This window comes from Pareuzebyella sediminis (genome assembly GCF_008367235.1).
GTDB classification, from domain to species: domain Bacteria; phylum Bacteroidota; class Bacteroidia; order Flavobacteriales; family Flavobacteriaceae; genus Pareuzebyella; species Pareuzebyella sediminis.
Genome location: NZ_VTZS01000001.1, coordinates 1,534,873 through 1,548,494 on the forward strand (window position 1 = coordinate 1,534,873; position 13,622 = coordinate 1,548,494).

The following is a 13,622-nucleotide window of genomic DNA, read 5'->3' on the forward strand; positions in this document are numbered from 1 at the left end:
TTATGAAAAATGAATGATAACCTTTAACAGATTTCTGCTGTGGCAATACCAGACCGCATCCGATAATTTATCGGTCGAAGTAGGCATCAAATCCGGTTTGGGATTGGTTTTCTACTTGATCGTTAACCCCGGGTCACTGATTTATTAATTCTTAAAGTGAAATTATGGCCTTATATCGCAATAATTCAAGTTAAAGCCTTGTGTTGATAATATTATTGTAGGCAGAACCGAAAGTGTAACTAAGCCCTATACTAAAGCCGGTCTCGAAATCAGTAGCAATCTGTTTTTGTTGTAGCAGCACATCTTCGATAGAGGCATCGCCCGCCGGCAAGTTTATCTGATCACGTATAAGTTCAAACCTACCCGAAAACCTCACTGACAGGCCTTTTATCAAGCGTACCGATAAATTCCCGTTCAATTGCACCCTGTTCTTACTGAAATCGTTCAAAAATGTGGAACCCAGCAAACGTGCATAAACGTTACCCCATTGCTGCCTATACCGTACTTGTACGTCTAAGGAATGATTGAATATGCCCTCGCTGATTTGATCAAAAATGGTCGGTTCGATATAATCGTTATGGAAGAAACCAATTTTATAGGCGAAGGTAATTTCACGTCGCAATACTTCTCGATAGGGAAAAATGTTATATTCCAAAGCTGGTGTGAAGTAATACCGGAAGTCTAGATTCGTAAAAGTATCGTGCCTGGCACCTGCAAAAACTCCTGTTGACCAATGGTCAGAAAGACTTCGAACAATGCTTCCATCTACCGAATATCGGAATCGCTCGCTGGTATATGTTTCATCATTTTGTATGTATTCGCTATTGGCTTGATATAATCGGAGATCGGTACGAATCCTCCAATTCTCAGTTACATGGTCACTCTCGAAGCCCACCGTATAATTAAAGCTTTTTCGGCTGGACTCTTTATTCAATCGAGCTTCGCCGAAGACCTCAAAAATCCAATTGTTCCATGGATCCGTAAAATCTACTTCTTGAACTTCACCCGTGCCATCGTTATTGACAGTATAAGTAATACTATCTGCCAGACCTGATTGCAAGACGTATTGTAAAAGACCCGACTGTACCTTCTTCAACAGTCCTTGACGTACCTCGTCATTGGTCATGTTCGCTGTAGTATCATAACTTAACTTCCCAAAGATATCCTTATAATCGCCTTTGCCCTCAAAGTCCAACGTATACGTTCGTCCACCGCTACCGTTGGCAATGTCATAAATAAAGAGTTTAATATTAGCTTGAGCCTGATCGCGCACATGGCCGACATATTTTATTTCCTGTCGCAAATAATTTTTGTCGCAGTTGCAATCGATAAACAAGCGCATCGGAGCCTTTTCTTCTTGCTCTTCCTGGGAAAAAGCCATCAAGGGGATAATCAGAAGAAAAAAGAATACTAATTTACCAACGATCACATTGGAAAATTCGGTTACTATTTTTAACATTTTTTGGTTTGGAAAGCCCTAAAGTTAGAATCAAAAACAAAAAAAAACTAACATTACTTCGTTAATCGTAAATCAAGCACCAAAATTAGCCGTACACTGCAAATTTTAAAAGAGATTCGTGATTTTTTTGCTGATTTCTTAATCTAAGAAGTTTGGCCCATTTTTGTTTTCTTAAATTTCTCGATTTACGTCCCAAGCTTCCAAATAATCACAGACCGCTTTTGCGAACATGCTTCCCAGCGCACCATTAACTACTCTATGGTCGTAACTATGGGACAGATACATCTTACTTCTGACTCCGATAAAGTCTCCCGCATCGGTCTCGATTACCGCTGGTATCTTTCGAATTGCTCCCAACGCCAAAATGCCCACCTGTGGCTGATTAATGATAGGGGTGCCAAAGACACTACCAAAAGTACCGACATTGGTTACGGTATAAGTACCATCTTGAACCTCATCGGGCTTGAGCCGATTTTCCCTTGCACGGAGTGCCAAATCGTTGACCACTTTGGCCATACCTACCAAATTCAATTGATCGGCATTTTTAATGACCGGAACAATCAAATTACCATCGGGCAGGGCGGCTGCCATACCGATATTGATGTTCCTCCTTTTAATAATACTGTCACCGTTGACCGAAATATTCATCATCGGATACTTCTTTAACGCCTTCGCAACAGCTTCCATGAAAATCGGGGTAAAGGTCAATTTTTCACCCTCTCGTTTCTCAAAGTCGTCTTTTACACGATTCCTCCAGTTGACAATGGCGGTAACATCAACTTCTATAAAACTCTGTACATGCGCAGAAGTCGACACACTTTCGGACATGTGCTTTGCGATCAGTTTACCCATACGGGTCATCTCAATTTCTTCGTCTCCATTCGTAGAACGAACCGCAGACGTCTGACTTTTTTCTTCTTCGACTATCTTTTCGTCAGCGGGAACCGTAGACCTAGGTTTCGATACCTTTTCAGGTACTTCTTGTGATTCCTGCCCATTTTCCAAATAAGCCAAAATATCGTTCTTGGTAACACGGCCCTCTTTTCCCGTACCCTCGATATCATCAAGTTCGGCCATAGATATGCCTTCTTGCTTTGCAATATTTTTTACAAGAGGCGAATAGAATCGCTCGGAAGTCGCCGTAGTCGACGCCGGCATGCTAGTAGTTTCTTTGGCAACCCTTACCTTTTCTTCCGCCAAGACTGCTGCAGCAGCCTCCGATTCGTTCGACGCTGCTTCATCGGATATCGATTCTTCTTGCTCTTCTTCTGCCTCATCATCGCCTTTCACCTCTATTATGGCGACGGTCTGCCCCACTCCAACTACATCATCGACCTCGAAAAGTTTCTCTAACAGAATCCCCGCTACTTCACTGGGTACTTCAGAATCTACCTTATCCGTCGCTATTTCAAAAACAGGCTCATCCAATTCAATAGTATCACCGATATCCTTTAACCAAGCGGTCAAGGTCGCCTCGGCAACACTTTCGCCCATACGCGGCAATTTCAGTTCAAATTTTGACATACTCCGATTTTATCTACTGCGCAAAAATAACAAAAAACACGCCGAATCATTATAATTTACCTACCTCCTATATCGAAGATTTTCTTTTAGTTGGCCTTTAAAGAGCCTTCAAAGGGTATGCGGTTCAATATGCTTCTGCCCAAGGTTACCTCATCGGCATATTCCAATTCGTCCCCAACGGAAATACCCCTGGCGATAGTAGAGGTTCTAATATCGAGTCCACTTAATTGTTTATAGATGTAAAAATTCGTTGTATCACCCTCCATAGTAGAGCTGAGGGCGAAAATAAGTTCATTGACGTTTCCCTTTTTTACTTTAGCTATTAAAGAAGTTATGGTAAGGTCTTGCGGGCCTACTCCTTCCATGGGTGAAATTTTCCCCCCAAGCACATGATACAGGCCCTTGTATTGGCTCGTATTCTCAATTGCCATAACGTCACGAATATCTTCGACCACACAAATCAATGATCGATCTCTTTTTGGGCTTGCACAGATATCACAAATTATATGGTCTGAAATATTATGACAATTCGAACACAATTTTATATCGCTTTTGAGTTTTTCCAAAGCTTTTGTTAGGCGAATCGTCTGCTCTTCGGGTTGTTTAAGAAGATGAAGCACCAAACGCAAGGCCGTACGCTTTCCAATTCCCGGTAACTGGGACATTTCATCGACGGCATTTTCCAATAATTTAGAAGAAAAGTCCATTATTCCAATTTTCAAGGCAAAAGTACAATTTTTACTGGAGGGCTATTGAATTTTGGGCATGGCCTCAAGACACCCTTTAAAATTGAAAAAGTGGGGCGCTAACCCCACTTTTCAACCAACATAAAAAACTAACTCAAACAAATTCATTAAATCTCCACTTAATGAATATTAGATTAACTTAATCACAACATCCTAATATCCAGGGTTCTGAGTTTCTAAATTGGGGCTATTAATCAGCTCTTGTTCCGGAATCGGAAATAACAGATGTTTTTCTTGCAGTGCCTGATCCGAATTTAGGTTAATATGGCCGACAAAGTCATCAAAACCACCGGTCGTACTATTATATACTTTTCTAAGGCGTACCATATCGAACCAGACTTTCATTTCGAAACAAAGTTCGTACCATCTTTCTGCCCAAATAGCCTCTCGAAAGGATCCCGTATCGAAAGTACCGAGTGCTGGCGTAGCTAATTGCGCTCGGTCTCTTATCGCCTTTAAGGCGTCCCAAGCATCTTGGGTAGGGCCGCTTACCTCGTTCGAGGCTTCTGCATAAATCAATAAAACCTCAGCATAGCGAAATATCGGTAAATTCAGGTTGTCCCTAGCCGTACCGGGAACACCAAACGTACCGTTCGCTATTACATTAAAATGCTTGAAAATATAAGGTTTACCCAAATCAAAAAGTTCTTCGTTACCATTGCGATAATAACTAGTATAGAACCATCCTTCTCGATCTACGGTTCTTAGGTCACCCGCCTCAAAGGAATTATAAAAATCGATATCGGGTATTGTACTACCAGTTCCGGAAGGCCCGCGATAAGTAACCGGCTGAAAATTGGGAAACATATTTCCCATCGGATTTGAAGCTATTTCCGCATTGTATTGCAAACTAAAAATATGCTCGCCAGTATTGTTCAGGGTTTCGTTATGAATCTCGCCATAGGTATCGAAAAGTCGCAAAGGACCGGCATTGTCGATAACCTCTTTTGCCTTGTTTGCCGCATCGGCATAGCGCGCCGTTTCATTGAGCGGTTGCCCGGCCATAGTCAGGTATACTTTAGAGAGTAAGGTTTTAACTGCCGATTGTGACACACGACCACTCTCGTCTACCCAAGGTAAACCCGCATTTTCCGCTTCGGTCAAATCGGCAACTATCTGGGCATATACTTCTTGTTGTGGTGCCCGTACTGGAAAAAAGTCTTCCGCGGTAGCACTTTGAGGCAATAAGATCAACGGTACATCGCCCCAAAGCCGAACTGCATAGAAATAGGCCCAAGCACGAAAAAACTTGGCCTCGCCCAAGACTTTATTTTTCTCGGTTTCATTCATCTCGATACCCGGAACATTTTCGAGTACGAGATTAGCATTTGCTATGACCTTATAGAGACCGCGCCACCAAACCCTCACATGTAAGGTGTTGGGATCGTACGATAGTGAATAAAGATTGTTAAGGTCCGAATTTTGGGCAGTTTCGGTGGTGGTAGTGCCGGTCGGAGCTATTAACAACTGCCAGGTCGACGAAAAAATACCAGCTCCATCGCCAATAAAACGGGCATCAGCATATACTGCGGCTATTGCTGATTCTGCATGTTTGGCAGTAGTATAAAAACTTTCGGGCGTTAAATTTGAAGGATCTTCCTCGTCCAGAAAATCGGAACAGCCAACTGTAAACAACAGCAAGACCGAACAGCCTAAAATCTTATTTATATTTTGTCTTATATTAATTTTCATGATGTTTGTCTTTAAAGTTAACGGATTATATACCTACTTGCAGCCCCAATACAAAAGTGGTGGATCTAGGATATTCGTGCCACTTTATCCCTTGGGAGAAAACATTACTGCCTGGACCGCCACGAACGGGCGATATCTCTGGATCGCCAAGAAGCTCATCTTTAGTGAGCAAAAAGAAATTTTGGGTCGAGGCATATATACGTAGTTTGCTCAAATAGAGGTTTTCGAGAATCTGAGAGCCGAAAGAATAACCGAGCATCAAGTTACGGCCCCGTACGAAAGAACCATCTTTAACCCAATGGCTATCAACGTTCGTCACATATCCAGCACGGGTATCGCGCACCTGTGCGATCATTGTATCTTGATTATCGGGCGTCCAGGCATCCAATACAGTTCGGTAACTGTTCGCCAAAGCTTGCCGGTCTTCGCTGGGGTGAAGGTTCAAATCAAGTACATCGTTACCCCACGAATATTGAAGGTCTAACGTAAGGTCTAGACCTTTATAGGTAACAGAGTTGATCAAAGACCCCCAAGCCGTGGGATACCCATTTCCGATGATGCTCCTATCCTCATCATTGATAATTTTATCGCCATTGAAATCTTTGTATTTAACGTCACCGGGCAAAAGAGTCAATCCGTTTCGATAACTCACGAAACTTGCAGCTTCGTCTGCCTCATCCGTTCCCCAAGTTCCCAATCGGGTAAGCCCCCAAAAAGAGCCGACGGGTTCGCCTACCCTAATAATACTTGTTTGGTTGGTAAAACCCGGCCCACCTACACCGAAAATATCGGAGGGTGTGGCCAAAGACAGTACTTTGTTCTTATTGGTAGAAATATTAAAAGTCGTATTCCAAGTCAGATCGGCAGTAGCGATATTCATTGTAGTAAGTGCAAACTCGAACCCTTGGTTCTCCATCGTACCAACATTTCTTCTAATAATCGTATATCCACTAGATTGAGGTACAGGTGCATCTAACAGCATATCGGTCGTTTTTCTGTAATAATAATCGGCCTCTAGACTAATACGGTTATTGAACAGCCCCAATTCTAAGCCCACATCATACTGAGCCGTCTTTTCCCATTTAAGGTCGGGGTTTGCCAAACGGTTCAACCCTGTGCCGCCCACACGGTTGTTGTTCCAAACCGTGGTATAGTTTGAACTTAATAGCGACAGCGAAGAATATGGAGGTATCTCGGAGTTACCGGTGACCCCATAACTTGTTCTCAACTTTAAGTTGGAGATCGTTTCATTTTCGGCAAGAAAATCTTCGTCGGAAATTCTCCAGGCTACAGCAGCAGATGGAAAAAAGGAAAACTTGTTGTTGTCACCGAACTTTGAAGAACCATCAGCCCTACCCGTCACGGTGAAGAGGTACTTGCCGAGCAAATTGTAGTTGATCCGGCCAAAGTAAGAGTTCAATGCCTCTCTTCTTGCATTAGAGCCGACCCCTATGTTTTCGGTACCCGCCCCAAGATTATTGTACTCAAAAAAATCAGTAGGAAAATTCCGTGACTGCGCGACAACAAAAAAGTTATTGGTCTGCTGCCAGGAGACCCCTAAAAGAGCAGTCAAAGAATTGTTCTCGTTGATTTGCTTCGTATAGGTCAAATAGTTTTCTATCGACCAAAAGGTTTCCTTCGAATTGCTTGAAGAAGCCCTAGCTACCGCATTATTGTCGAGCGTACTATCACGAAATTCGTTGTTCTCTTGCGTAATGACATTGCTTGCTACAACGGTACGCATTTCTAGATCTTTTGTAAAACTGATATTCGAAAAAACACTGCCGGATAGTGTCTGTGTATTTAGAATGTACTGATTGCTGTTTAGCCAATGTACCGAACTACGGGTACCCTCGGCAAACGGATAATCACGGTTATCCGCGAAGAGCCCTTCTTTCTCGCCGCTTTCATAACGAACTGGCAAGAACGGAAAATCCTCTACCATTCTACGGGGTACCTGATCGTTAGTATCTACTAGGTTTTCCGTCTGAAAGTTATAGCTCAATGACCCCCCTATCTTTAAATAATCTTTTATCTGATCATCGATGGAGAATCTTCCTGAATAGCGCTTTTGATAAGAGTTCTTTAGAAGGCCTTGTTCATCATTTATGCCCAATGAAAGCGAATAGGTGGTCCTGTCATTACCACCGGAAAAGCCCAATTGATGGTTTTGTGAGAGTCTGTGTTGCTGTACCTCTTTGGACCAATCGGTATCATATATCGCGTTGCCTTCGCTATCGAACAAGGGTGCCATTAGCGGGTCGGCCCTTTTAAGCCGAGGTTCGTACTGGGCATAATTACCTGCGGCCCAGCCTTCTGGATCGAATTTTTCTGTATTCTCCCAAGAAAGTTGTTCTACCTGAGCGTATTCAGCCGAATTGAGCGTCTGCGCAAGGTTCGGACCGAATTCTTTGACATTGTATTCTACGTTGTAAGTAATTCTACCTTGTCCTGCCCGGCCTCTTTTTGTGGTAACTAAAATAACACCGTTCGCACCTCGAGCACCGTATATAGCTGTAGAAGAGGCATCCTTTAACACTTCAATCGACACCACGTCGTTGGGATTCAAATAATCGATTGCCGAAGTGAACTGGTCCAGGTTGCCCTGAGGCAATTGTACCCCATCGACGACATATAAAGGGTTATTAGAAGAGTTGATCGAACTGAAACCCCTAATTCTAACATTGGTTCTACCTCCCGGACGACCCGAAGTGGTATTGACCTGAACCCCTGAGACCCTACCTGCCAAGCCTTGGTTAAGCGATTGAACGGGGCGTTCTTGAAGCTCATCGGCACTTACCTGCCCGACGGCCCCTGTAAGATCTGATTTTCTTAGGCTACCATAGCCGATCAATACTACTTCTTCCAATTGGGCAGCATCTTCTTCTAGTACTACGTCAATTTGCGACTTTGCCCCCACAGGTATTTCCATTGTCTTAAAACCGATGTAACTAAAGACTAGGGTGGCATTAGCTCCCACATTGTCTAATGTGTAGTTACCATCGAAATCAGTTTGGGTACCGTTCGTTGTACCTTTAACTAGCACGTTTGCACCGGCCAAAGGGCCTGATGCGTCCGAAACGGTTCCGTTTACCGTCTGTGCCCTTGCTAGTCCGATACATAACAATGCACCAGCAAGCAAGAAGCTTTTCAAACATGTGTTCTTCATAATTGATAAATTTTGGGTTGTTTTTATTAGGATGAATGAAATGAAAGTAATATTTAAAATTCTACAACGATACAGTTGTATTGTTAAATAAATGTTAACGAAATAATATTTTACATAAATTATTTAAAGAATATTACTATAAATGGATTTATTTTACTCCTTTTAAACTAATGTTACAATAAAATTGCTAGGGTCTCTACCACTGATTTTTATTACAAGTTTTCGTAATTTGCTTGGAAATACACTTTAAATGACCTCAACCCACATCCTAATACTTATAGGAGCCTATTTTCTACTACTAGTATTGATTTCTTATTTCACGGGAAAAAACGATTCGAACATCGACTTCTTTAGAGCGGGAAAATCTTCACCTTGGTATCTGGTAGCCTTCGGTATGATCGGCGCATCACTCTCTGGAGTAACCTTTATTTCCGTTCCGGGATGGGTAGAAGCTTCAGAATTCAGCTATATGCAAGTAGTCTTCGGCTATTTGGCCGGATATTTGGTCATCGCTTTCGTTCTATTGCCCATCTACTACCAACTAAACGTCACCTCAATCTATGAATATCTAGAACGTCGATTTGGGGTGGTGAGTTATAAGGTAGGTGCAGTTTCATTTTTTGTTTCGAGGGTACTCGGGGCCTCCTTTCGCCTATTCTTGGTGGCCATTGTGCTACAACAGTTCGTTTTTGACGATTTAGGGGTTCGCTTCGAAATCACTGTGGTACTTTCCATTTTACTGATTTGGATCTACACCTTTAAAGGAGGTATTAAAACTATCGTATGGACGGATACTTTACAAACGGCCTTCATGCTCTTGTCGGTTGGACTTTCCATTTATTTCATCAATCAAAAGTTAGATTGGAGTTTTACTGAATTTCTTGCCTCTGAGGAGCTCAAAGCATATAATAAAATTTTGTTCACCGATAACTTTTTTGATAAAAACCACTTTATCAAATCATTCTTGGGAGGAATGTTCATTACCATTTGTATGACGGGTCTAGATCAAGATATGATGCAAAAAAATCTTACCTGTAAATCTTTGAAAGATGCTCAGAAGAATATGGTGTCCTTTAGTTTGGTATTGATTTTTGTCAACTTCTTTTTTTTACTGCTCGGGGCTCTTCTTTTTATTTATGCAGATAGATTTGATATTGCGACCCCTATGATGGACGGCCAAGCAAAATCAGATTTGCTTTTCCCCGAAATTGCACTTCACAGCAATCTTGGAATGGTCGTAGCAATAACCTTCATGTTGGGGCTTATAGCAGCCGCCTACAGTAGCGCCGATAGTGCCCTGACCTCTTTGACCACCTCTTTCTGTGTCGATTTTTTAGGTATCGAGAAAAAGCCGGAAAAAGACCAGAATCGTATACGGAAAGTAACACATATTGGTATGAGCCTACTATTAATCTTGGTCGTTATCCTTTTCAAACACATTCTCGATACCAATGTAATTGATGGCTTGTTGCAGGTAGCCACGTATACCTACGGACCGCTACTTGGTCTTTTTACCTTTGGAATATTTACCAAATTTAAGATCAAGGACAAATTTGTTTGGGTAGTAGCCCTATTGGTAGTAGCCTTGATTGCAGGATTGGCCAATATGCCGGCGAACATGTTGGGAGGATACGAAATCGGTTATGAATTATTGCCGATTAACGGATTGCTAACCTTTATAGGGCTCTGGTTTATCAGAGACACCCCTGCAAAAATATAGGTAGGATGCAAATTATTATTACAATGAGGGAAATGATCAATTAAAAAAGTGTTAAAATAATAGTGTAGAAACGACATATGCGTTCGATTCGAAAATCAGTACTGATTTGTTGCTAGGAGAACAAGGGTGCAGGCAACTACTGCTTCAATGCCTTTATCTTCAAGTACTTTGTAAAAATCTTTATTTTCCGTTCCCGGGTTAAAGATGACCCGTTTAGGTTTCAATTCCAAAATTTTCTCGATATATTCAGGCTGACGCCTTGCCCCTATATACAAAGTTATGGTATGAATGTTTTGAAAATCGTTTAAATTGGTCTTTATTTGCACCTCCCCTACGTTACCTTTTTTTAGTCCGAATGCTTCAGTTTTGATGTTATGGTTCTTTAGGCGGTGTATTACCAAATTACTATATCGATTTGTTTTAAGGGAAGCACCGAAAACAAGGGTTTTTTTCATAAAGTGAACATCGAAAAGTTAAAGTTTCATAAAAAACGCAACAAAACTCAATCGTTTGCGTCTACTAGAATCAAAGTATGTGAAAATCGCTTTTTATCAAAATATTGGTCGTTGATAAAGCTATATGTTTATAGTTAATGGTTAGTGTTTAGTATAGCGGCATCAGCGACAGAAACCCTGACGGAAACGTCAGGGTTTTGTGTTTTTAATTTTTTTCTTGAGTTACGTACCTCCTAGATTTTATCGTTATGTTCAAAATACAATTGCAATGGTTAAAATCGCTTACCCGGATATTAAAAAACCTAAGGATAACATTCAAGGTTTAGAAGCTACAAAGCAGCCTTTAAAAACATCAATATGAAAAGTAGAAAACTGGCTTTTCAGGTATTTCGGATTAATGGGCTTTGGTCAATTCAAATTATGAAACTATAATTACCATCTAATAATTGCACTACCCCATGTAAAACCACTACCGAAAGCTGCTAAGACTACCAGGTCTCCTTCGTTTACTTTTGCTTCTTCCCAGGCCTCGGTTAGAGCGATAGGTATAGAGGCCGCCGTAGTATTCCCATATTTCATAATGTTATTATACACTTGATCATCGCTTAGATCAAACTTCTTCTGAATAAATTGTGAGATACGTAGATTGGCCTGATGGGGCACTAAAAGATTAATGTCTTTCGGGGATAGGTTATTTGCCGCCAATCCCTCCAAAATTACTTCGCTAAACCGAACAACGGCATTTTTAAAAACGAATTGACCGTTCATATACGGATAATACGATTCATCATTAGGGTCATCGTCATTAATAATATCGGTCACCCATCGCTTTCCCATTCCCGGTGCGATGAGGGAAAGCTCTTCGGCATGTTGCCCTTCGGAGTGTAAATGGGTCGAGAGTATACCCTTATCAGTATCTTCTTCCCGAGTCAAAATTGCCGCTCCGGCACCGTCACCAAAAATTACGGAAACCGCTCTTCCCCTAGTGGTCATATCCAAACCATGTGAATGCAATTCCGAACCGATAACCAGCACATTTCGGTACATCCCACTTTTAATATATTGATCGGCTACCGAAAGGGCGTAAATAAACCCTGAACACTGATTTCGCACGTCTAGTGCCCCTACGGTCTTGATTCCTAAGTCCCTTTGCACCAAAACGCCAGGGCCCGGGAAATAATAATCGGGACTCAGAGTGGCGAAGACTATAAAATCAATATCATCTTTAGCGATGCCAGCGCGATCAATTGCTATCTGCGCGGCTTTCACACCCATGGTAGTGGTTGTGTCTTCTCCTCTGATAACATGCCTTCTTTCCTTGATTCCGGTCCGTTCTTGAATCCACGCATCATTGGTATCCATCACCTGTGCCAAATCATCATTGGTTACTACATTTTCAGGTACGTAGTATCCCAATCCAATAATCTTTGAATTGTACATTTATTGCGGTTTTAATTAAGTATACATATCACCTTTAGGGAAATGTTTGCAATAGGCTAAATTAAGTAAAATATTCAAGGTGCCTCGGTTCAAAAAAAATGGCGCTATTGAATATACTTCTTAAAGTGGCTTACATCCACGGTGGCCTTTAGGTCGTGAAGAAGGTTATAAAGTCCAAAAAATGTACGATTCATATAGAGGAAGTGTTTAGACCCACGATTACCGTTCATCTTTCTGATTTGGCTATCCTTGGAATAACGTTCGCTCAAATCTGCTATTTTCATCCAAAAATCGTCCGCACCAAAATCAAACTCTTCCGTATTAAAAGGCGATGTAAAGAGCGTAAGCATTTCTTTGAAGAGTGCCTTAAAAAATTCTAGTTCTTGAGGCGAATCTGTCTCGGTCAAAATTTCGAGCTCGTACAATTTTTCGGTGAAAATCTTGTCATTTTCCAAATTTTCAGATTTGGCCAATTCAAAATAAGGTATATAGAATTCGTCAGGTACTTCTTTAATACAGCCAAAATCAATGGCTATCAAGGTTTCCTTTTCACTGACTAGAAAATTACCCGGATGTGGGTCGGCATGCACTTTTCGCAACCCATGGATCTGAAACATATAAAAATCCCATAATGTCTGTCCTAGCTTATTTCCTAGGGACTTAGGAAAATCACGCTTCGTGAAATCACTTAAATGTTGTCCGTGCATCCAGTCCATTGTAATGATACGCTCATTGGACAATTTTTTGTAATATTTAGGAAATTCAAGGCATTCAATAATCGAACATTTCTCGGTAATCTCTTGGCTCTGTTCAAGCTCAAGTACGTAATTTGTTTCTTCCAACAGCTTGTGCTCTACTTCTTTGAAGTATTTATCCGAATCTTTACCTTGCAGATTGAACATTCTTATGGCCAGTGGTTTTACCAGGGCCAGGTCACTACTTATACTCTCCGCCACACCCGGATATTGGATCTTTACCGCCAATTCCTTTCCATTTTTCGTGGCTTTATGCACTTGGCCGATACTCGCGGCATTTATAGAATCTTTACTAAAACTATCGAACAGTTCCTCTGGATATTTATTCAAATACTTTTTAAAGGTCTTTCTAACCAATGGAGCAGAGAGCGGCGGTACGGAGAACTGTGAAAGTGAAAACTTTTCTACATAGGCTCTTGGAAGTATGTTCTTTTCCATACTTAACATTTGTGCCACTTTAAGAGCGCTGCCTTTTAAACTCTTAAGACCATTATAAATATCATCGGCATTTTCTTCATTGAGTTGATCTTTTGAAAAATCGGGATTAACCAATTTTTTCCCAAAATACTTTACATAGTTGCCACCGACTTTCACCCCGGTACTTACCAATTTGCTGGCACGGCCTATCTTTCCGGTGGGTATACTATCAAGTGTTTTCATAT

General features: G+C 41.4%; 9 protein-coding genes. 1 reads left to right on the forward strand and 8 read right to left on the reverse strand.

From position 1 onward, the window contains the following. Positions 1-190: 190 nt before the first annotated feature. From F2B13_RS06490 to F2B13_RS06510, 5 genes are all read right to left on the reverse strand, one after another. Positions 191-1,459: a DUF481 domain-containing protein gene (locus tag F2B13_RS06490; protein WP_149303663.1), complete on the reverse strand. Its 1,269-nt coding sequence runs from the start codon at positions 1,457-1,459 to the stop codon at positions 191-193. Positions 1,460-1,630: 171 nt separating this feature from the next. Then, positions 1,631-2,983 carry a dihydrolipoamide acetyltransferase family protein gene (locus tag F2B13_RS06495; protein ID WP_149303665.1) on the reverse strand — a complete coding sequence of 451 codons (1,353 nt, stop codon included), beginning with the start codon at positions 2,981-2,983 and terminating at the stop codon, positions 1,631-1,633. Between the two features lie 86 nt (positions 2,984-3,069). Further along, complete coding sequence (gene recR, locus F2B13_RS06500) at positions 3,070-3,690, reverse strand: recombination mediator RecR (RefSeq protein ID WP_149303667.1); 621 nt, start codon at positions 3,688-3,690, stop codon at positions 3,070-3,072. A gap of 192 nt (positions 3,691-3,882) precedes the next feature. Beyond that, the gene (locus F2B13_RS06505; protein ID WP_149277572.1) at positions 3,883-5,421 is read right to left on the reverse strand and encodes a RagB/SusD family nutrient uptake outer membrane protein; all 1,539 of its coding nucleotides are present in this window, start codon (positions 5,419-5,421) and stop codon (positions 3,883-3,885) included. Positions 5,422-5,446: 25 nt separating this feature from the next. Then, positions 5,447-8,590 carry a SusC/RagA family TonB-linked outer membrane protein gene (locus tag F2B13_RS06510; RefSeq protein ID WP_149303669.1) on the reverse strand — a complete coding sequence of 1,048 codons (3,144 nt, stop codon included), beginning with the start codon at positions 8,588-8,590 and terminating at the stop codon, positions 5,447-5,449. Positions 8,591-8,840: 250 nt separating this feature from the next. Between F2B13_RS06510 and F2B13_RS06515 the strand changes: the two genes are divergently transcribed. Further along, entirely contained in the window at positions 8,841-10,310 is a 1,470-nt protein-coding gene (locus tag F2B13_RS06515) for a sodium:solute symporter (protein WP_149303671.1), read from the forward strand. 95 nt (positions 10,311-10,405) lie between these two features. On the opposite strand, the gene F2B13_RS06520 is transcribed toward F2B13_RS06515, so the two are convergent. The 3 genes from F2B13_RS06520 to F2B13_RS06530 form a co-directional block, all read right to left on the reverse strand. Next, positions 10,406-10,765 (reverse strand): CoA-binding protein, encoded by a 360-nt coding sequence (locus F2B13_RS06520; protein WP_149303673.1) that lies wholly within the window; start codon positions 10,763-10,765, stop codon positions 10,406-10,408. Between the two features lie 432 nt (positions 10,766-11,197). Then, on the reverse strand, positions 11,198-12,205 hold the full coding sequence (locus F2B13_RS06525) for a 3-oxoacyl-ACP synthase III family protein (protein ID WP_149277576.1): 1,008 nt from the start codon (positions 12,203-12,205) through the stop codon (positions 11,198-11,200). Between the two features lie 104 nt (positions 12,206-12,309). Beyond that, positions 12,310-13,620, reverse strand: a complete 1,311-nt coding sequence (locus F2B13_RS06530) for an ABC1 kinase family protein (RefSeq protein ID WP_149303675.1) — start codon at positions 13,618-13,620, stop codon at positions 12,310-12,312. Positions 13,621-13,622 lie beyond the last annotated feature (2 nt).